At 66.4% G+C, this 20,095-nt stretch carries 11 protein-coding genes and 4 pseudogenes; 8 read left to right on the top strand and 7 right to left on the bottom strand.

What is annotated here, in order from left to right:
• Positions 1–14: 14 nt before the first annotated feature.
• Positions 15–200, bottom strand: a pseudogene (locus ACZ4RZ_RS21785) (helix-turn-helix domain-containing protein); the annotation flags it as partial.
• A gap of 178 nt (positions 201–378) precedes the next feature.
• Here ACZ4RZ_RS21785 and ACZ4RZ_RS21780 point away from each other — a divergent pair.
• The 5 genes and pseudogenes from ACZ4RZ_RS21780 to ACZ4RZ_RS21760 all read left to right on the top strand — a co-directional run.
• Positions 379–657 (top strand): multiubiquitin domain-containing protein, encoded by a 279-nt coding sequence (locus ACZ4RZ_RS21780; protein ID WP_467746756.1) that lies wholly within the window; start codon positions 379–381, stop codon positions 655–657.
• Positions 654–1,040: a hypothetical protein gene (locus ACZ4RZ_RS21775; protein WP_467746754.1), complete on the top strand. Its 387-nt coding sequence runs from the start codon at positions 654–656 to the stop codon at positions 1,038–1,040. The genes ACZ4RZ_RS21780 and ACZ4RZ_RS21775 overlap by 4 nt, the downstream gene beginning before the upstream one ends.
• Positions 1,022–1,843: a ThiF family adenylyltransferase gene (locus tag ACZ4RZ_RS21770; protein WP_467746753.1), complete on the top strand. Its 822-nt coding sequence runs from the start codon at positions 1,022–1,024 to the stop codon at positions 1,841–1,843. The genes ACZ4RZ_RS21775 and ACZ4RZ_RS21770 overlap by 19 nt, the downstream gene beginning before the upstream one ends.
• Before the next feature lie 47 nt (positions 1,844–1,890).
• A complete protein-coding gene (locus ACZ4RZ_RS21765; protein WP_467746752.1) occupies positions 1,891–2,397 on the top strand; it encodes a hypothetical protein in 507 nt (168 codons plus the stop codon).
• A 275-nt stretch (positions 2,398–2,672) separates the two neighbouring features.
• A pseudogene (locus ACZ4RZ_RS21760) lies at positions 2,673–2,768 on the top strand (IS5/IS1182 family transposase); the annotation flags it as partial.
• A gap of 33 nt (positions 2,769–2,801) precedes the next feature.
• On the opposite strand, the gene ACZ4RZ_RS21755 reads toward ACZ4RZ_RS21760, so the two are convergent.
• A complete protein-coding gene (locus ACZ4RZ_RS21755; RefSeq protein WP_467746751.1) occupies positions 2,802–4,100 on the bottom strand; it encodes an MFS transporter in 1,299 nt (432 codons plus the stop codon).
• Positions 4,101–4,452: 352 nt separating this feature from the next.
• On the opposite strand from ACZ4RZ_RS21755, the pseudogene ACZ4RZ_RS21750 reads away from it, so the two are divergent.
• Positions 4,453–5,170 (top strand): annotated as a pseudogene (locus ACZ4RZ_RS21750) (group II intron reverse transcriptase/maturase); the annotation flags it as partial.
• Positions 5,171–5,437: 267 nt separating this feature from the next.
• Here the strand turns inward: ACZ4RZ_RS21750 and ACZ4RZ_RS21745 are convergent.
• Together ACZ4RZ_RS21745 and ACZ4RZ_RS21740 are read right to left on the bottom strand one after the other, a co-directional pair.
• Complete coding sequence (locus tag ACZ4RZ_RS21745) at positions 5,438–5,803, bottom strand: DUF2750 domain-containing protein (RefSeq protein WP_467746749.1); 366 nt, start codon at positions 5,801–5,803, stop codon at positions 5,438–5,440.
• An 83-nt stretch (positions 5,804–5,886) separates the two neighbouring features.
• Positions 5,887–12,789, bottom strand: coding sequence for a polymorphic toxin-type HINT domain-containing protein (locus ACZ4RZ_RS21740; RefSeq protein WP_467746747.1), 6,903 nt, complete (start codon positions 12,787–12,789; stop codon positions 5,887–5,889).
• 1 nt (position 12,790) lies between these two features.
• On the opposite strand from ACZ4RZ_RS21740, the pseudogene ACZ4RZ_RS21735 reads away from it, so the two are divergent.
• Together ACZ4RZ_RS21735 and ACZ4RZ_RS21730 are read left to right on the top strand one after the other, a co-directional pair.
• Positions 12,791–13,348 (top strand): annotated as a pseudogene (locus ACZ4RZ_RS21735) (3'-5' exonuclease); the annotation flags it as partial.
• 358 nt (positions 13,349–13,706) lie between these two features.
• Positions 13,707–16,121 carry a DEAD/DEAH box helicase gene (locus tag ACZ4RZ_RS21730; protein ID WP_467746746.1) on the top strand — a complete coding sequence of 805 codons (2,415 nt, stop codon included), beginning with the start codon at positions 13,707–13,709 and terminating at the stop codon, positions 16,119–16,121.
• Between the two features lie 365 nt (positions 16,122–16,486).
• On the opposite strand, the gene ACZ4RZ_RS21725 is transcribed toward ACZ4RZ_RS21730, so the two are convergent.
• The 3 genes from ACZ4RZ_RS21725 to ACZ4RZ_RS21715 are packed head-to-tail and all read right to left on the bottom strand — an operon-like array spanning position 16,487 to position 19,858.
• Positions 16,487–18,328 carry a hypothetical protein gene (locus tag ACZ4RZ_RS21725; protein ID WP_467746744.1) on the bottom strand — a complete coding sequence of 614 codons (1,842 nt, stop codon included), beginning with the start codon at positions 18,326–18,328 and terminating at the stop codon, positions 16,487–16,489.
• Complete coding sequence (locus tag ACZ4RZ_RS21720; RefSeq protein ID WP_467746743.1) at positions 18,321–18,797, bottom strand: ABC-three component system middle component 2; 477 nt, start codon at positions 18,795–18,797, stop codon at positions 18,321–18,323. The genes ACZ4RZ_RS21725 and ACZ4RZ_RS21720 overlap by 8 nt, the downstream gene beginning before the upstream one ends.
• Positions 18,794–19,858: an ABC-three component system protein gene (locus ACZ4RZ_RS21715; protein WP_467746742.1), complete on the bottom strand. Its 1,065-nt coding sequence runs from the start codon at positions 19,856–19,858 to the stop codon at positions 18,794–18,796. Before ACZ4RZ_RS21715 ends, ACZ4RZ_RS21720 begins: the two co-directional genes overlap by 4 nt.
• Positions 19,859–20,095 lie beyond the last annotated feature (237 nt).

Below are 20,095 nucleotides of genomic sequence, written 5' to 3'. Positions count from 1 at the left end.
CTCTCGGCGGGAGCTCCGAGCCATCGGACGAGGGCTGCAAAAGCATCCACGTCTGGCCGGTTGCCGTTGGCCAGACGCGTCATCGTCGACGGACTGACTCCTACCTCTGCCGCCAGCTGCCGCCATGAAAGTTTCTTCGTGTTCCTCGTGGCATCAAGGGCCGCATACAAGGCGGCCACGTTTACACGGGTCCGGGCCATCGGCCTCCTCCTCAGCCAGTGCTGTCTTCTCCCTTTCTATCAGTGTTCGACATCTCAAACACCCCCGTGCTACCTTGAGCCCTAGGTGTTCGACATCTCAAACGATGCGAAGATCTCGATACAGTTGTGTCCGTCCGCTTCGTGCGCGGACACGGGCAAGATCAGAAAGAGGTGGACGATGGAGACTCCCATCGAATTGGCGGCGGACCCGGGTACGGGCCGGCACTCCACGGTCTCGGTCACCGTCAACAACCAGCCCGTGATCCTCCCTGAGCGTGAGGTCACCGGTCTGGAACTCAAGCAGGCAGCGATCGCCCAGGGCGTGCCGATCGACACCGGTTTCCAGCTGTCGGTCAAGCGGAGCCACGGGCGCTTCGAAGTCGTGGACGACGACGAGCGCATCCGGGTCCACCAGCGCCAGGAGTTTCTGGCCGTCCCCCCGGACGACAACTCGTGATCACCGTCGCTCCGGCAGTCGCCGAAGCCGTCGAAGCCGTCCGAGCCCACTTCACCGGTCATCCGGTCGAGGTGGTCCCGGACGGCACCGGCGGGGTGTTCGTCACCATCGAGCAGGTTCCGATCGGGCCCTCTTACAGCCCCTCGGTCACGTGGCTTGGCTTCCAGATCAGCGCGGCGTATCCGGACTCTGACGTATACCCGCATTACACCGGGCCGGTTACCCGCAACGACGGGCAGCCTCACGGACCAGCCATCCAGTCGGTGGCCTGGCGTGACCGCGCGGCGCTGCAGATCTCCCGTCGTTCCCCGCGTCGTGACATGGCCGTCGACAGTGCGGTGCTGAAGGCCGAGAGGATCCGCCGGTGGCTCTCCGACCAGTGAACCCGCCCGCAGAGGGCTGGAGTCTCACCATCCCGCCAAGGCTGTGGGCGAGCCTGTCACAGCATCTGTTCCAAGCCGACGGCGACGAACACGGAGCTGTGCTCCTCGCGGGCCACGCGGATGGCCCCCGCGGCCGTCGCCTGCTGGCCCGAGACTTGATCATCGCGACCGACGGCACAGACTACGTCCCGGGCGAATACGGCCACCGGGCCCTTGGAGCTCGCTTCGTCCGCGATGCCGTACTCCGCGCCAGGGACGAGAACTTGGCCTACCTGGCCGTTCACGCACATCCCGGGCTGGACCGCGTCGGGTTCTCCCGCATCGACCTGGCCAGCCATGAGCGCGGATACCCCGCTCTGCAGCAGATCAGCGGCCAGATCGTCGGCGGACTGGTGCTCACTCCGCACGCGGCCGCCGGGGACCTCTGGCTGCCCGATGGCGGCCGCGCGCAGCTTGCGGAGACAGTCGTCCCCGCCTGCAATCTTCTACGCCTTCGGCCCAGACCAGCCATGGCCAGCCAGAAGGGCCCACAACACGACCGCCAGACCCGACTCCTCGGCGATCTCGGCCAGGAGACTCTGCGCAGGCTTCGCGTCGCCGTCGTCGGACTCGGCGGCGTCGGCAGCATCCTCGTCGAGCAACTCGCCCGCCTCGGCATCGGCGAACTCGTACTGATCGATGACGAAACCGTCGATCTCACCAATCTGCCCCGCCTGATCGCCGCAGAACCGAGTGACGTCGACCGTCCCAAGGTCGAACTGGCGGTCCGCAACGCCCAGCGCGCGAATCCCAGCACCATCTGACCCCCGCAGCGCGGCGCGTTGAGCATCCGGACTCGCTCACGGAGCTCGTGCGATGTGACTGGATCTTCCTGGCCGCCGACAGCGACGCCGCACGTCACTGGGTCAACGCTGCCGTCCAGCAGTACTTGATTCCCGCAGTTCAGGTCGGTGTAAAGATTCCCGCAAGCCGCGAAGGAGAGATCGGTCAGATTCACACCGCCACTCGGATCATGATTCCCGGAGACGGCTGCCTGTGGTGCAACCGCCTCGTCGACCCAACAAGGCTCGCCATCGACATGCATCCCCAGGCGGAACGCGAGGCGGCTCAATATGTCGCTGCTGTCCCTGCCCCCAGTGTGATCACGCTCAACTCCCTCGCCGCTTCCGAAGCGGCGAACTACTTCCTCCTCGCCACCGCCGGCCTGCACCAGGTGGATGACGATCACGCAGCGACCATCCATCGGCCCCGAACGCGCCAACGCGATCTGCAGGAGCCGCGTCAAGATCCCGCTTGCCGCTGGTGCACTCGGCACGGACGTCTCGGCCGAGGTACCAGCGACAGCTCGATCTTCTGAGGGTCCGCCAGACCTGCGGTGGCTCGTTGGTCTCCGCCGCAACATGCCACGGAGGCGGCACGAAGACGACTGCGAGCACTGCCCCGTGTGCGAGGCCGCGCGCCACAGGGCTGTGGCCGAGGCCGGATAGGGATCCGCCGGGGGCGGCGAGCGAGAATCCTCGCCGCCCCCGGGGGCCGCATCACGTCAAGCGCGGTGCCCGGCGTACTGGACGAGCAGCATCACGCAGCCCGATCCGGCGCCGCCGGCGAGGCCAAGGACGAACCGCCTGCGTACAGTGGCGCGGTCTAGCCATGCGAGCGGACAAGCTCGCCATCGCCTACCAAGCCGCACTCCACCTTGCTGCCATCCTCATTTGGGCCCGGCGCTGAGCAGGGAGAAGGGGCCCTACCGGGCCCGGAGCTCTATGCCTTTGCTGGCCCAGGGTCTGTATCTGCAGTGCTTTCGCTGTCCTGGTGGTCCTCGGCCCGGGCTTCAGCTGCTGTCTGGGTGGGGGCGCGAAGGGTGCGTACCTGTGGTGAGAGCAGCGTTGCTGCGGTGGCCAGGACGACTAGGGCTGCGCAGCCTGCCAGGGTCTGGCTGGTGCCGACCGCGGTGGCGATCGGGCCGGCGATGAGCAGACCGAGGGGAGCGAAGGCCAGGGAGCCGAACCAGTCGTAGGAGCTGACGCGGGACAGAGCCTCCTCGGGGACCTCGCGCTGGATGGTGGTGGTCCATAGGACACCGAAGATGTCACTTGCGACGCCGGCGCCGAACATGGCCGCGGCGATCAGCCAGACGGGCGCTGCGGCGCTGAGCAGAGCGATCGGTACGGCGGCCGGAAATGTGCAGAGCACGGCCACCAGAATGGGACGCTTTACCCGGACACGGGCGGCGAGTCCGGCACCGGCGATGGTGCCTACCGCTTGCGCAGCTACGATCACCGACCACGCCCGTGCCCCGCCCAGATGCTGCTCGGCCGTCAGTGGACCCAGGACTCCGACGTTTGCGTTCAGCGCGGCCACCACGACCGCATACTGGGCAACCACGGCCCACAGCCATTGCCGGGAGGCGAACTCCCGCCAGCCTTCCCGCAGATCGTCCCAGCCCGACGCCTTCTTACGCGGCCGCGCGACAACCTTCAACCGGGCCGTCAGTACGGCGCTGACGAGGAACGAGGCGGCGTTGAGCGCGAGGGCCCAGCCGGCACCTATCAGTGCCACGGTCACTCCGGACAAGGCGAGCCCCAGCAGCATGGAACTGTTGGTGCCCACCCGCAACAGGCCGTTGGCCCGCTGCAAGCGGTCCGTCGGCACAACGAGCGGCACCAGGCCGTTCATCGCCGGAGCAAACAGTGCCGTGGCCGTTCCGGCCGCCACCGCCAACAGGCACATCGCCACCAGCGGCGCGTGAGCAGTCAGCACCATCGCGGCCAGCCCTGCATACGCGGCAGTTCCCAGCACATCGGCCACGACCATCAACCGCGCACGTGACATACGATCCGCGATCACGCCGCCCACCAGGATGAACACCAGCTGCGGCAATGCCTGGCACGCGACTACCAGCGACAGCCGACCCGCACTGGCCCCTGGGAGTGCCAGCACCGCGAACGCCAACGCCACCCGCGCAAACCCGTTACCCAGAACCGAGATGATCCGCGCACCTGCAAGCAGCACGAACTGCTGGTCACGCCACAACGATGCCCCACGCGAAACAGTTGTCACGGCCACGCACTTTAGGGCAACCACTTCCGGTCACAGCCCGAACCAGCCAACCCAAGCGCCACACCTTCCACATGCGATGTTGCCCAGGGAGAAGCGCAGCCGGGCCCCCACGCCAGCTGGGGCCCCGTCCCGGCGCCGGCCAACTCACGTGGGCTGCGAGCAGAGGGGCTGGCCGGTTCGAGACGGGCACCACAGGAACCAGCTGTCGGCCTCTTGCCCGGCCTATCGTCTGCTGCCGCTATTTCTCTTCCACTCCGGGCTCTCCGGCCCCGAGCACAGGTGACGGGCCACTCTGCTCACAGCCAGGCGGCAGCGTCTCGAGTTCACGTCAAGTCAAGGAGACAGGCTCTAGTTCGTCGAGACGGTTCTGATCCTGGAGTACACCCGAGGAGATCGCCGGGCACGCAACCCGGCTTATCTGGAGATGCAGAGTCTGCTGGCGAAAGCCCGCCGGCGCGGTGACCGGGCCCAGGCCCGCATGCTGCGTCAGCGGATGGTCAGCCTGCCGAGTTCGGATCCGAATGATCCGGGATATCGAAGGCTGCGCTATATCCGCTATGCGGACGATCATCTCCTGGGTTTTGCCGGACCGAAATCCGAGGCCGAGCAGATCAAGCTGCGCCTGGCCCAGTTCTTGCGTGATGAACTCAGGCTGGAGCTGTCCCAGGAAAAGATCCTGATCACTCACGCCCGCACCGGGGCAGCGCGGTTTCTCGGTTACGAGATTACGACCCAGCACAACGACACGAAGAAGACCGGATGCTACCGACGCGTCAACGGCCAGATCGCACTCCGTGCCCCCCCGGGACGTGATCAAAGCCAAGTGTTACCCGTATCTTGCCCGCGGGAAACCCGCGAAGAGAGAGGCTCTGATCAACAGCAGTGATCACGTGATCGTTGCGACGTTCGGGGCCGTTTACCGGGGCATAGCCCAGTACTACCTGCTTGCCGGAGATGTCTTCCGGCTGCATCGGCTGCAATGGGTCATGGAGACGTCCATGCTCAAGACTCTTGCGGCCAAGCACCGTTCGTCGGTGCCGACGACGGCCGCCAAGCACAAGGCCAGAATCTACAAACGGCTCGTCCGCCTCACCACGTAGGCCACGGTCTTAGCGCCGCGCTCACTGGCCCGGAAGCCACTGGGACGGTCAACGGCGACGAACCGCCAACCTGCGCCACCCCCGTCCGCTGACGTTGCCGTCAACTACTGCCGTTAAGCGCCCCAGAGGCCCCACCGGAAGCAAACCCCGGTGGGGCCTCTGCACTATTTTCAAGGGGTCAGTTCCGTCTCTGTGCACGCTTTGAGATCGTTGCGACATCCCGTCACTCGGCCGAATCTACTGGCCGTATGGTGGCTCGCCGAGCGCGTGGTTGAGACGATTGACCACTTCACTGACAGTGAAGTCCCATCCCGTTAGGCGCGGTCCGCTCCAGTTAATTCCTACCCGGAGGTCTTCCTTGGCTAGGTCCGGCAGGGCCGCGCTTCGCCAATGATCCAGTGGCATTGAAACAGCTCGAAATTGAGGACCCCATAGCTCGGCGGCGCGCTGCGCACGGGCTTCCGTCGACCAATAGGGGAAAGCCAGGTGCCCAGAAGTTGCGACCGGGATCGGACCGCCGTCGTCGTCTCGAACCCACCAGACCGTACGAGTCCGAGCGATATCGCGGAAGAAGGCCGCTGCCTGAGCCCCGCTAATACTCACCTGAAGTCTCCTAGATCGTCCCAACCTGAGCAACGCGCTTGAGCGCGGCACCAGAAGCCCGGTGCCGCGCCCCGTTCGCAGCGTTAGTATCCGGGCGTGAGCCTACGGTGTCCGCCGGGATCCATGATGACATGATCCTCTGGCCATCGTGGTGTTAGCAACATACCGCCATCCCGCTCGGGAATAGGTTCATGGCTCAGCTCCATGGATTCCCAAGATCCGTCTGGACGTTGCCGCCGTGGGGCCATTCCGTGCTTCATGCGCTTGATGTTCGCGGCACCATATTGGTCTGCGGCCATCGGCTCCGCCGCTTCGTTCTTCCAGAACCGCTTGCGCATGGTGGACATGGTTGGCGGGACGCCATTCTTGTTGGGCTTGGAATAATCTTCGCCCAATTTCCAACGCCCACCGAACGGGCAGGTGCTGTTGTGAACGAGTATCGGTGTCTCACCTGCAAGTACATAGTACGTGTGCAGGTCCGCAACCGTCAGGTTGTAGGTGCGTGCGTGTTTGGCGAAGGGGCGGTTTCCTGTGACGATGACCGTGGCGCCTGTGTCGGTGCGGAGGGTCATGCCTGGCCGGAGCTTTTCCGCCGGGACCCAGTCGTCTCGAGAGGGAGACCAGAAGGGGTGCTCGTTAGTGGCTGTGAGCTTCTCGATACCGTCCTTTGTGGCAATAGACAGTTCGTTGAAGTGCTTGTCGTCCTCCGTGATGATCAGTCGCAAGACTTCGCGGGAGGCAGTCTGTCCAGTCTTGGGATCAGTTGCCAAGACCTTGTCACCGACGTGCACATCATCGATGTCTTTCGTCTTTCCGTCGGCCATGAGGACATCAGTGCCGGCCAGGAAGCACTGCGCACAGCCGCCAAATGTCTTGGCTTTGGTGATCCCTTTCCCGATCCCCAATAGGTACAGCTCGCCCATCGGTATATCGCCCTGGGCGGCAATGTCGGCTATTTTCGCCGGGTTCATGTAGATGTCATAGAAGTATCCTCTCTGTTCCTCGGTGCATCCAACTTCCCAACAGACTTGCTGCCCTACTGCTCCGATTTGGTCCGCGGGAAGGTCCTCGCCGTATTGCTGCTGCCACGCCTGCGACGCCTTGGCGTATTCGATCTCCCAGGCATCGTAGAACCCGTCGGAGGTGGAGCCAGGAATCCCGGAGACAACCGAGGAGGCAGTGTCAGAGCCGCTGTTATCTACGCCATCATAATTCTGCGGATTGGCCTCCTGGTCTTGCTCTGCCCAATGTTCTATTTGCGGGACGCCGCCACACGGCCCATCCATCATGCAGGCGGCCAGGCCCGAGGGATCGGATAGGTCGATGGGGTCGTTGTTGCTGTAGCTGTAGGCGGAAAGGTTCTGCGGGTTGTCGGGGGTGACGAGTGGGTCGGGGCTGAGGAAGCGTCCGAGGTGGGGGTCGTAGGCGCGGGCGCCGAGGAGGGAGAGACCGGTGCTGGTGTCCTCGGTCTTGCCGAGGAAGCCGTTGCTTGTGCCTGTGGGCAGGGTGCCTGAGCGTTCGTCGCCGAAGGGGGTGTAGCGGCGGCGGGTGGTGGCACCGGTGGCAGCATCGACGGAGACCTGGGTGGAGGCCTGGGTGTCGGCCATCAGGTAGGTAAGCGTGTCGCCGCTGTCGGTGCCGGTGGTGGTGCGCATGGCGACAGTTGCGCCGCCGCAGGTGTAGTAGCGGGTGGCGGTGGTCTTGTTGCCGTCGGTGCGCACCTCCATGCCGCCGAGATAGGCGACCGTCTCCTGCGGAGTGGTACGCACGAGGAGGGTGCCGTCGGCGTCGTAGGTGTAGCGGGTGAGTCTGCTGCCGCCGGAGTCGGTGGTGGTGGCGGTGGCGAGTTGGCCCTGGGGGGTCCAGGTGTAGTCGGAGGTCTTGCCGGGCTCGACGTGCTTGAGCATCTGCCCGGCGGTGTCGTAGGTGAAGTCCTCGGTGCCGGTGACGGTGCTGCCGGTCTTGATGTTGATCTTGCGGACGCCGTGCGGCTGGGCGGCGTTGGCGGTCTTCCAGACTCCGGCGTCGTCGTAGCCGGGGTAGAGGTAGTCCCGGTTGACGGCCTTCCCGGCGGAGTCGGTGTCGGTGACGGACTGCAGGTTGCCGAGCCGGTCGTAGTTGTACGAGGTCTGGTACGGGGACGTGCCGACGAAGTCAGAGCCCGACGGCCAGAGGCAGCTGCCGGTGCGGGTGTACGCCTCGGTGAGCCGGGCCTGATCGTCGTAGGTGAAGCACTGGGACTGGGCGGTCTGGCCGGTGGCCTGTTCCCGGATCTCGGTGATGCGGCCGGCGTCGTCGTAGGTGTACTCGTCCTGCTGGCGTTGCTGGGTGGTGACCTGGTCGACGCTGGTGGTCGTGGTGATGCCCGTCAGCTGCCGGGTGCCGTCCGTGTAGTCGTAGTCGTAGTTGCGCTGCGCGGTGACCTTGTTGGCGCCGACGACGGGCGAGCCGTAGTCGCGCTCGGTGAGCAGGCCGTAGGAGTCGTAGACCGTGTTCTTGATGTACGTCTGCGTGGTGGAGGCGAGATTGGTGGGCTGGCCGTGAGCGTTGTAGGTGGTGGTGACCTTCTCCGCGGCCAGGCCGCCGGCGGCGGGGTAGGTGACTGCGGTGATGTGGTCGGCGGCGTCGTAGTCGTAGCTGGTGGTGTAGTCGCCAGCCAGGCCGGTGACGGCGGGGAGGGTGATGGTGGTACTGGTTGGTCTGCCGCGACTGTCGAAGGGGCCAGTCTTGACGGTGTAGTTGTTGCCGTTGGTGTCGGTACTGGTGGCGGAGGTGATCTGGCCCTTGCCGCCGCTCACCCCGACGCCGTCCCACTGCCAGGAAGCCAGCGTGGTGAGGCCTCTGCTGACGGACGTCTTTCGTCCGAGGTGGTCGTAGCCGTAGGTGAGGGTGTTGGTCATCAGCTGCGGGTTGTTCGGGTCGACCTTGTTCGAGACCGAGCTGATGCGGCCGTTGTGGTCGTACTTCGTCGTGGAGTCGCCAGCGTCCCGGTCGTGGACCTGCGTGCGGTTCCCGGCCCAGTCGTAGCTGTAGACGGTGGTGTTGCCACGGGTGTCGGTGATCTTCTGCAGCTGGCCCTTGTCGTCGTAGGCGTAATTGGTGGTGAAGGTGCTGCTGCCGCTGTGCTCGACGACCTGAGAGGTCTGCCCGAAGACATTGGTGTAGACGTCGGTGGCCCCGGGCACCCGCGACGTGACGGTGCTGTAGTCACCGAAGTAGGCGGCCCAGGTCTGGCCTTCGGCGATCGGCCGCGTGCTGGAGCCATCACCGACGAGGGTCTGGGACATGGTGGCGCGGCCGGCCCAGTCCAGGGTGAGGTCGGTGTAGGACGGCAGGTCCTCGACGGCCGGGCTCACCGGGTTGGGGCCGCCGGCAATGCCTGCGCTGCGGAAGACGGCGGAGGTGCCGGTGACGTTGCCGGCCGAGTCGTACCGGGTCACCGCGACCTGCCGGTACGGGGGGGTTTGCGGGTCGCCCGGGAGGCTGACCTGAGTCTCCCGGGCGCGACCGAGGCCGTCGATGTAGTCGTAGGACGTGAGGTAGGTGCTGCCGGACTGCAGGGCGGACTTCGTCGTCATGGGGTAGCCGACGACAGAGTCCGGGACGGTGCCGCTGGTCGTGGTGGGGATGCTGTAGTCGAACTTCAGTGACGGGTTGTCGCCTGTTTCGGTGGGCTTCCACACCTCGATGGCGCGTCCGGCCGCATCCAGAGTGGTCTTGGTGATGTTCCCGTTGGCGTCCTTGGTCTGGTACGGCACGCCCCAGAACCGCGAGAGCCAAGCGGTGGTGGTCAACGGCGTGAGGGGATGGGTGGATCCGGTTCCGTCGGGATCAGCGGTGGTGGTGACGATGCCGTCCACCGGCCAGTTGCTGGCCGGGTTGTAGGTGGTGGTGGTGCGGTTGAGGTCGGCGTCCTGAGACCAGATCTGCCGGCCCGCGACGTCGTAGCCGAACGTCGCCCGCTGTGGGTCGGTGTCACCGGCCGCTGTGTAGGTGCCAGTTCCGGTGACGTTTCCGTCGACCGGGTGGTTCGCAGACACCGAGGCGGCGTTGTCGTACAGGGTGTAGCTGTAAGAGTCCTGGGTGGAGGACGAGGAGGTCCGGTCCGCGCAGGATCCGCCGACGGTGTCGTAGTGGCGGGTCTCCTGGATGAGGATCATCCAGCGTTTGACGTCCGAGCCGTCGAACGCGTCGGTGTTAACGGTGCGACCCCAGGTCGTGCACTGGTTGTCGGCGACGCCCTTCTCGCCCTGGTCGTCGACGCGCAGCGCCAGTCCGTACGTGGTGGACCGGTCACTGGTCTCGTCGTACTCGTGCTGGACGACGTGCGTGCGCCAGCCGGTACCGGAGGAGACCTTCGTTTCGGTGGTCGTCTGGTCCTCGCGGACGAAGCGGGCGTCAGGCAGGCCGTCGTACGTGGAGGTGGTGTGGACCCAGTAGTCGTGGAAGACCCGCTCGTGGGAGTCGCCTGCGTCGTCGCGGCTGGAGGTCTCGATGGTCTGGCCCTGCAGCCAGGCAGAGTCCGTATAGCTGGTGCCCTGGCCGTCGGTGACGGACACCGACCGGGTCTTGGACGAGTCGGACTTGGAGGTGCGATCGCCGTCCAGGCCGCGGTAGAGCCAGCTGACACTGGTGTGCTTGACCGCGCCGCTGCCGCTGGTGACTTCCACTTCGTGGTAGCCGCGCCAGTCCGACCACGACTCGTCGCTGTCCGCCGTGAGGGGGTCGTTGGTGAAGCGCCAGCCGGCCCCGCCGTTGTAGGTGTAGCTGGTGGTCATCTCCGGGGCGCCGTCCTGGCTGCTGGTGACCGTCGGGTCGACGGTCACCTTCGTGACCAGGAACTTCTTGAACCAGCCCGTCTTCTCACTGCCGCCCTCGGGCGTCCACTTCTGCCAGAAGCAGTCCTTGGTGTTGGACGACTCGCTGGGCAGGTTGTCGATGTCGCAGGGGTCGGGCTGGCCGTAGGTGACGGTGGTGGTGGCGCCCAGGTCGCCGTGGATCGTGTTGACGCGGCGGAAGTTCAGCTCGCTGGAGCCCACCTGGTTGTCCAGGTCGACGCCGTTGAAGTTGATGACGGGCAGTACCTTGTCCGTGCCATTGCCGTAGGCCTTGCGCTGGACATAGTCCAGCCACAGCGTCTTGCCGATGGTGCCCTCGGGGTTGGGCAGGCCGTGCTTGGTCTGGTACTGCTGCACCAGGTCCCACCCGTCAGCGGTGGTGTTCAGCACATAGGTCTTGATGTCCCACAACATGTCCGTGCTGAAGAACGTGGGGTAGTACGTCTTGCCCGCGCAGTAGTAGTCCGCGGCGGTGCCGTCGCACATCAGGTCCAGCGGCACGTCCGGATAGGACGTGGGGCTGGAGGAGATCGACGGGCATGCCCTCGGCTCGTCGCGCAGCGGGTCCGTCTCCTCCATGCGCTCCACGCACCGCTTGACGTGGCTGAGCTCCACCTTGCCCGTCGCCTTCGAACCGGAGATCTGGGAGGCCCAGCCGTACTCGATGCGACTGAGGTAGCCGGAGGCGGTGTAGGAGCGGGCCTTGTCGGCGTTGGCGACGGAGCGGTAGTAGTTCGTCTCCTTGTCGTAGTAGTAGGCGGCCTCCACCTCGTTGGAGTCGACGGTGCGGTCGAGGTTCCACCGCCAGGCCTGCGTGCACGGCTCCGGGAACTGCGCGTGGCACGGCTCGCCCGCGTCATTGCCCACCACAGGTTCGGTGAAAACCGATCCGGTCAAGCCCTGGGTGCGTTCGTTGCGGCCCCAACCAAAGTAGTAGCGGCTGCCGTCCTGGGTGGAAATCACCCAGTACTCGTCATCCGCCCCGTACCCGCCCGACGTGATGTGCTGCACCCGCCAGCCCGGGTCGTCCTGCACGTGGTAGGACCCGGTGCCGGTGCCGTCCTGGATGAGCTGGGAGGTGACGCCGTTGAAGCTGATGACGTAGACGGCTCCGTCCCGCTCCTTCGAACTGTTGGGAGAGTCCCAGCACATGTCGCCGATCGTCTCCAGGCCGTCCTCGGTGCAGTTGCGGTAGCGGCGCTCGATGAAGCCGATGTTCAGGTCCCAGCCCATGCCGACCCAGGACGCCTGGTTGTTCGTCGCCGAGGTCCGCCCGTCGACCGACTGCGAGTTGTACGACATCGACAGCGACGGCGCGCTGCCCTGCGCGGGCGTGGGCAGGCCGATGGGCAGGTCGTAGGTGAAAGCACCCGAACCGGTCGACACGTCCCACGAGCCAGTCGGCGACAGGGTGGAGGCCCGGTAGTCGCCCTGGACCGAGGATGAGCCCGTGGTCACCGCATAGACGGAGGCCGAGCCGCTGCCCAGCTGCGAGGACAGGCCGTCGCTGTCAGGCTCCGCCTCGACCGTCGCGGTCAGCGTGCCCTTAGCAGTGTCGTTGTCCACGGGCACGGACTCCCGCTGCGTGCACTGTTCGGCGTCCGGCGTCTGCAAGGCACACGCGGGCAGCTTCACCAGACGCAGCCGGTCGGCGAAGTCGCCGCCGTAGGCGTACTTGAAGCCCGAGTAGTCGATCGAAACCTGCACCTGCCCGGGCGTGGTGACACCGTCCGTACGGGTCACCTGCACGCCCAGGCCGATGCCTCCGGCCGGGGCGACGTCATCGTGGTCCAGGACCCGTACCTCGACCTGGTCCGGCGACACCGTATCCGCGTCGGCGGCGGGCGGCGTGGAGGCCGAGTCCGAGGGCTGAGGCGACGGGCTCGTTTCCGGGTCCGCGGAGGCCGATGCCGTCGCGTCGGGCGTGTCCGTTGCGGAGGGCTCCGCGGTCGGGGCGGCGGCGTCGTCCGGCTGGAGCGACGGATCGGCTGACGCGGGCGGCTGCGCTGAAGGGTTGTCGTCGGTGGCGAGCTGTGAGCGGGACAGCTGCGTCGAGGCAGCACTCCCGTCGTCCACGGGTGCGACCTCGACGACGTTCGCGACCTCAGTGGCGTCGATGCCGGCCGAGGCCGACGGGCTGGCCGTCACTGTGCTCGCTGCAGGCCACCGCGTCGCCCTGACCCGCGGTGGACACACTCTGTCCGCGTTGGCACTCGCCGCACGTGACCTCAAGGAAGGCCGCCGCACGAGCCACCCGGAACTAGTCCTTTTCACGTCCTGGGGTGAACTGCAGGACTACGCGACCTATGACCCCGCCGGAGGCGACCTCCAGCCCTTCGTCGACCTCGTCGACACACACGGACCCGACGCCATCCTTGCCGCCGTCGACGAACTCACCGACGAGAAGCACGCCGACGTCACCGTCTCCACGGCCCACAAGGCCAAGGGCCGCGAATGGCCTTCCGTCAAGATCGCCGACGACTTCCCTCCGCCCAAGGACACCGACCAGCATGACGCCCGAGGCCGCCCGATTCCGGAGCCGGTCAACGACATGGACGCCCGCCTTGCCTACGTCGCCGTGACTCGGGCTCGCTATCAGCTCGACCTCGGCGGCCTGTCGTGGATTGACATGTACCCCACGGCCTCAAGCGGGAACGAGCTCCGCACCTCGGACAAGCCACTCTGTCGTCCCAGGTCGAGTTACTAAAGAAGGAAGGCATGCGCCGGAAGCCGCCAGCCTCAACACGACTGCCTTACAGGACGCACGTCACTGATCCCGCAAACGGACCGCACGGCACGTACTTCCGTACGTAGACCTGCACTTTGTTGGTGACTGGAGCCCGGCGGGTGACCGGGGCGGGCCATCGCCAGACGGCATCGCGTTGGCGCCCCGCGCGGCACACAAACCGCATGTCTGCGCTCGTGCCGCATTGGTACGATAGTCCGCTGATGTCGCAACTGGGCCAGATGCCACGACAATTGGGGTTCATGTGGGGTTTGACTTTGCTTCCCTCGGCGACGCGTCGGCATCGGCGCCAACCGATCCGCGGGTGCTCTTCAATGCATTGTCCCGCGCAGATCACTACGAGTTCCTCCGCGATCCCCAAGGGCAGGTCCTGGAGGAGTGGTACCGGCGCCGCACGGAGCGGGATCTCGTCGTCAAGCTCAACACCGGAGCCGGAAAGACGCTCGTGGGGCTGATCATGTGCCAGTCCAGCCTCAACGAAGGGGTGGGGCCGGCGCTCTATTTGGCCCCCGACCCCTACCTCGCCGAGCAGGCGGCCCAGCAGGCCGCCGAGCTCGGCCTGGACATCGTCACGGACCGGGAGGCTCCGCGCTTCATTCGGGGCGAGGCCATCTGTGTCCTGAGCCTGCACCGGATCATCAACGGCAAGAGCGGGTTTGGGCTGTTAGGCGGGGACAAGCCCATCAAGAACGTGGGCACGATCGTCGTCGACGACGCGCACGCGGCCCTGGCCACGGTGCGGGAGAAGTTCACCCTCACCGTCTCCAAAACGAACCACCAGCAGGCCTTCAACACCCTGCTGGACCTGTTCGAGGACGACTTGCGCCAGCAGTCCGAACCCCAGTTCCTGGACATCGCCGGCGGCGTGCCGTCTGCCGCCGTGGAGGTGCCGTTCTGGGCCTGGCAGCGTCACATCCCTGCAGTCACGGCGGAACTCCATGCGCTGCGCAAGGACGAAATCCTGCAGTGGCCCTGGCCGCTGGTCAAGGATGTGCTGCCGCTGTGTCGCGCGGTGTTCACGGCGTTCGGCCTGGAGATCCAGCCGCCGCATCCGCCAATCGGCAAGATCGCCAGCTTCACCCGAGCGAGCCGGCGCATCCACCTCACCGCCACGCTGGCCGACGACAGCGTGCTGGTGACGGACTTCGCCGCCTCCGCCGACACCGTGAAGAATCAGATCGTGCCCGCGAGCGCCGGATACCTCGGTGACCGCCTCATCCTGGCGCCGCGCGAAATCAGTCCGGCCATCTCGGACGACGCCGTGCGCGGAATGGCCGCCGACCTGGCCGCATCCGTCAATGTCGTGGTCCTGGCGCCGTCGTATGCCAAGGCCGCCCAGTGGAAGCAACACGCGGCCGTCACCGCAGCCAAGTCCGAGGACATCGCCCACGCCGTGCGGCGCCTGCGCGAGGAGGACCACGTCGGCCTGGTCGTCCTGGTCAACAAGTACGACGGCATCGACCTGCCCCGCTCGGCCTGTGACGTCCTGGTCGTGGACGGCCTGCCCGAGGCCTACGGCGGGCTGACCCGCCGCGAGGAGATCGTGCTCGGCGACTCCGAGGAGATGGTCACCCGGCAGCTGCAGCGCATCGAGCAGGGCATGGGCCGCGGGGTTCGGTCCGTCAACGACCACTGCGTGGTTCTGCTCATGGGACCCCGTCTGTCTCAGTTGATGGCAGCCCCCAAGCACCGCGGTCAGTTCGGGCCCGCGACCCGCGCGCAGATCGACCTGTCCCGTGAGGTCGCCCGCGGACTGGAGGGACAGCCGCTGGAGAAGATCCGCGCCGTGGTCCATCAGGTCCTGGACCGCGACCCCGACTGGGTGAGGGTCTCCCGGCAGAAACTGGCCGGTGTCGCCTTCCCTCCCGGACATGTCTCCCCGGTCGCCGAGCTCTCCCGCGAGGCGTTCGACCAGGCCGTCATCCAGCAGTACGCCCAGGCCGCATCGCTGACCAGCCAGGCCGTGAACGCGACCGAAGATCCCGCCGAGAAGGGAATGCTGCAGGAACAGCTGGCCGCCTACCAGAACTTCCTGGACCCGGCCAAGGCACAGCAGACCCTGGTGGGGGCGCTGCGCCACAATCCGTCCCTGACGCGCCCTCTGGTCGGCGTGAAGGCCACGCGTATCAGCCCCGCCGATGTGCAGGCCAGGCTCGCGGCGAGCTACCTGTCCCACACCTACCGCGACCGCAACGGTCTCCTGCTGGGCGTGGACGCGCTGCTGGACGATCTTGTCTATCCGACGCGTGCCCCCGTCTTCGAGGCCGCGCTGGAGAAGCTGGGCCTGCACCTCGGATTCGAGACGCAGCGCCCCGAGCGCACCCTCGGTAACGGACCCGATGTGCTGTGGGCGTTGGGAAACCTGCGCTACCTCGTACTGGAAGCAAAGTCCGAGGCCACTACCGAAAAGATCTGGCGCGATTCCGTCGAGCAGCTGGCGCACTCGATGAACTGGTTCACGGACACCTACGACGCGACGTGCATGGCGACCCCGGTACTGCTGCATCCGGTCAACACTCTGGAGCGCAACGCGACAGCGCCGCCCGGGTGCCGGATCGTGACCGCTCCCAAGCTGACCGCACTGCGTGAGGCCGTACGCGCCATGGTCAAGGCGCTGGCCGAGGGCGGCAGCTGGATGGACGCTGCTGCGGTCGCCGAACAGGTCTCCGCGAATCACCTCACGGCAAACGATCTCCTCGCTCGCTATGTGACGGCGCCGAAGCCCGCCCGCTGAGGTGCGGAACCGGGCAGCGGTGATGACCGCTGCCCGGTTCCGCATTCCAGCCCTGCGGGCGTCTCGATTGCGGTGTCCATAAACAGATGCAAGCCCACCCCTCACTCGCCCTTGTGAGGACTGACTCCCGCGATGGCCAAGTCGAGCGGTCGGTGCGCCTCGGCGGCGGGGTCCGGACGGTGTTCGGTGGCCAGGACGATGCCCGTGACCAGCGGACCAGGTCGGCGACGGTCATCACGGTCGGCGCGACGGCTCCGGCCCGCGCGGCGCGCCGCAGCAGTGGGGCGGCCGCCACGGCGAGCTTCACCGAGAAGGCGTTCACATGTTCCGGGTCGGCTTTCTTCAGCCAAGAGGGCACGGGCAGATCAGCCAGGCGTTCCGGGAAGGCCACTGGTGGGGTTGGCGGGGAAGAACCCGGGACGTTCTCCGGTGCCGCTGAACGTGATGACGCGGGCATGTTCGACGACGTCGGGCGGCGGAGCTGCGTTCTCGACGACGATCGCCTGGCCGGGGAAGTCGAGGAACGAGCGGTAGAAGTGGTCGATCACGTTGGGGGGGATGCGGTCGGCGTCGTAGTCCGGCTCCTTGTAGGTCACCAGGGGTGAATCCAGGACGAGGAATCCGAGGTGCGGGAGGTGCCGGTCCAGGCAGTAGCGGGCGAGGGCGATCGAGAAGGCGGCATGCAGTAGAGCCCGCATGCCTCTGCCGTGGCCGGCGCGGGTGGTCCCGCCCGCGCTCACGTCCCCGCCGTAGGGGTCATAGCCTGCTGCTTCAACGTGCGGGATCCGCCAGGAGTCCAGGGCGCGTTGCAGGAGTTGGTCGAAGGAGGTCAGGATCCTGCCGGCAATGAGGGATTCGGTGCGGCGGGAGGGCAGGGCGCCCTGGGCGACCAGTTCGGCGCGGTGCGCGTCCAGTTCGTCGAGGCGGGCGCGCAGCTCCCGGTCCCGCTCGAGGCGCAGCCGTTCGGCGACGACCTCTTGCAGTCCTTCGTTGAGGGGAGCCAGCCGTGCCTCGATCTGTGCCAGGGCACTGTCCGCTTCACCGCAGCGGCGCGCCACGTCGGCCCGTCGTTGTGTCAGTTCGTCGCGCTGGGCTTCCAGGTCCGTGATGGTCAGCCGGAGATCGGCGAGCAGCGAGTGGGTCTTGGCGGATTCGACGAGGACGGCCTCGTGCAGCCGTGTGGTCTCCTGATGGCCGTGCTGGGCGTGCTGATGTTCCGGCTCCGCCCCGCAAAAGACACAGCGCCCGACCCGAAAGTAGCCCAGGAGGTTGCCGGCCTCGCTGACCATTTCCAGGCGTGCGAGGTCCGATTCGTACTGCTGGCGCAGGATGTCGAATCGGCTCAGCAGGTCGCGCATCTCGGCCAGGCGCATCTCCAGCTCGGCGTCGCTCTCGGCGAGTTGCGTGCGCGCGGCGACGGCCTGAGCTTGCTGTTCGGACTCCCGGGCCAGGGAGCGGGTCATGTCCCGCAGCGTGTTTTCGAGGCGGGCCAGTTGCTGCTCTGCCTGTGCCGGGGCCTGGTCACGGGAGAGTTTGGCGTGCAGGTCCAGTGCCAGCGAATCCAGTAGGTTGATCTTGCTTCTCTGGATGCGTCGCTGGGTGGCGTTGGGGAGTTTGGTGGCCGGAGGTTCGTCCTCGCCGGTCAGCATCAGCTTCATGACCGAGCGTGCTGCGGTGCGCGCCGCGGTGCCCCGCGTGCGCTGCGTGGGCGGGTTCGGATCGATCATCCGGGTGTCGGTGACCACGGACAGGTGCGTCAGGTCGGCAAGTTTGAGCAGTTCGGTGTTCCCGGCCTCGTTGGTGCGGATGTACCGGTCGTCCAGGCCCACCTTGCTGAGGAGATAGTGCGAGATGTCACGGCGGCTGCGGATCCTGCGGGCCGAGACGACGGCATCGGGAGCGTCGTGGACGAGTTCACGCAGATCGGCATGGTGCACATAGATGCTCTTGCCGCCGGGCTTGCGCACCAGAGTCAGCGGGCTCTCGTCGGGCAGCAGCACGCCGAGCAGGATCTGGCTGTAGCCGTCCGCGCGCGGGATGGAGGGCCGCACGTGACCGCCGAGCATGTAGTCGATGGAGTCGACAATGAACGTCTTACCTGTGTTGGACGATCCGTAAATCACCGTGAGGGCGGGGTCGAATTCCACGCTGGCGGTGGGCAGCCCCGAGCCCGCGTACGTCAGATGCGTCAGAGTGAGGCTAGCCATGGCCGCCGACCCCCAAGTGCTGCGTCCCGGCGGTGAACTCCGCGTACCAGTCGGCGGTGATATCGCGAGTTGCGGCCGCGGCGTCGGTGGTCGACGCGAACTGATCGATGGCCCACTGCGCACGCTGGCTCAGGTCACCGACGTAGGGGGACTGCAGGATCCCGACAAACCCCGATCCGCGCTCGGTGGCTTGATACACCAGCCCGGCGCCGGTCGCCTCGACCGTGGCGAGGCCGGCGCGCATCAAGACCTCAAGGCCCTCCAGTACCAGGCGGCGCTTCATACCGAGCTCGCCCGGCTGGGCGGGAAGCTGCGGATGGAGGCTGGGCGGGCCGTCGAACTGACCGCTGTGCAGCATGGCGTGGTCCAGCACGACGAGCCAGGACAGGTCGAGCGGGTCTGGGTGGCTGCGGGCCAGCAGCACCAGCGCCCGCATCCCCACTTCAACCGGGCTGTTGAGCGGATTCATTGGCAGCCCCCTTGGCACCACGTCAGCTTGTCGTCGTTCGCCAACTGGTGGCACATACCCTTGCGCTGGCTGTTGCGGAAAAGAGACAGCAGCGGTGTGCCGGTGGGGGTCAGTTGGCCGGACGCTGTCAGGACTGTCTGCAGCCTCTCCCACCCCGTGGGGAAGTCCATGTCAGCCACCTCGATCAGGCTCGTCAGCACATCGTCCTGCAGCTCCTCGTACGCATCCCCGGGAACGCTCTCCCGTGCGTACATGCGCAAGGACTCCGCGTCGAAGAACGCCACGCGCTGTCGTCCCAGATGCTGCCCCGAGGACGGGTGTTCGAACGCATCCTGGACGGTCGCGATGTGCGCGCCGAACTTCTCCTGGTAAACGTCCAAGAGCTTTTGGAGGTAGCGCGCTTCGTCGGCCCCGGGAACGGGAGGAGGGATCCGTTTGGCCGGCTCGCCGGAGGGCGGCAGGTTGAAGCGGGAGGCGAACAGCGGCGACTTGCTGTAGACCTCCAGGACCTCGTCCAGATTCACGGTCCAGAACATCGAGAAATCGGTGCGGGCAGCCCGCTCGCGCACGGCGTCCCGGGTTTCGCGGGACAGCGCGGCGACCGGCCGGGTCCGTCCGTCCAGGTAGGACAGGAACCGCTTCTTCAGCTCAGCCGGGGTCAGCACGATGTCCTTCAGGCGCGGGTGGATCCTCGGCGCCACGAAGGTATAGCGGGTCGGGAGGGTTCTGCTCGTCTCCAGCGTCGCCACGAAGGGCTTGATCATCTCGGGCAGTGCGTCGTCGAGGGTCAGCTCCGCGGCGTAGTGCTTGCACTGATAGCAGTGCCAGACACCGTTGAGCCGCTGATCGCTCATGAACGCCACGACGTCGGCACCACGATCGTTGGTGCCCCCGAGGACTTCAACGCCGAGATAGCCGAGCTCCTCCCTGCGCATGCGGACCCACTCACAGGTGAACTGCTCCCACTCATCCGGCGCCCAGTAGAACACCTGCTGAAGTGGTGTCCGCGTGTCGAACTGGTTGTGCGACACCACCGATGGCGCCGGCACGTACTGCGACACGGCGACGTCCTGTGCCCCCAATCTGCCGCGGCCCTGCGGTAATTCGTCCACCCTGCCCCCGTGCGCCGGTCCCCCATGCAAACGCCGGTGACCACACTTACCATCGGAATCCCTTCAAGAACAGGCCGCCATAGAGGTGTGATCCCCTGCCGGAACCTCCAGGCCGGACAGGACGTCGCGGGCTGTCGGCACCGGCGCACAGTGTCCATCCAAAAGTTCCTGGAACAGATCGGTCAA

The sequence above is a fragment of the Streptomyces sp. NPDC027189 genome, from assembly GCF_055566975.1.
This window is presented reverse-complemented; position numbering and strand designations above follow the sequence as displayed.